The sequence below is a fragment of the Parafrankia sp. Ea1.12 genome, from assembly GCF_900465275.1.
Lineage (GTDB): Bacteria > Actinomycetota > Actinomycetes > Frankiales > Frankiaceae > Parafrankia > Parafrankia soli.
The window spans coordinates 1-582 of sequence record NZ_UBIZ01000033.1 but is presented as its reverse complement, the minus strand read 5'-3'; the positions used below and the strand labels follow the sequence as shown (position 1 = coordinate 582).

Here is a 582-nt window from a genome sequence, read left to right as displayed (position 1 = left end):
TCTTGTCCTCCAGCGTGGCGATACCGAGCGGCCGCAGCCGCCCGTCCGCCTTCGGGATGTACACCCTCCGCGAGGGACTCGCCCGGTAACGCCCCGAGTGGATCCGGGCGTGCAGGTCCCGCAGGTTGCCCTCCAGGTCCTGCCCGTACTCCCGCCACGTCACCCCGTCCACGCCCGGCGCGGCCTGCGGGCGGATCGCCCGGTAGGCAGCCCGCAGACGGTCCAGGTCCACGTGGTGGAGCAGCGCGGTGAACCGTATTCCCTTGTCCTGCCGTGCGGCTAGGCGCACACGATCCAACGGGCTTGACACGCCTGGCCCGGCTCTGCGTCCGGGACGTGTTTCGCTGGTCGTGTTCCCCTTGGCCACGCCCCTTCCCTCCCCCGCCTCCGCACCCGCTCGCACGGGCTTGTTCGGCAGGTTCACAGGTACTATTGGCGTGTCCGACTTCCCGTGTCCGTGCATCCCAGGATTACCGCCTCGGCGTTCCCTGGACGTCCCGCCGGTCATCACTCCGACGGGCGGACGCGGGATCTCCCGGTTCTCGTGCTTGGAGATTCCGTGCATGCCATGGTTCTCTGACC

At 69.2% G+C, this 582-nt stretch carries 1 pseudogene; it reads right to left on the bottom strand.

Annotation, left to right across the window (positions count from 1 at the left end):
• A pseudogene (locus tag FMEAI12_RS37545) lies at window positions 1–463 on the bottom strand (group II intron reverse transcriptase/maturase); the annotation flags it as partial.
• Window positions 464–582 lie beyond the last annotated feature (119 nt).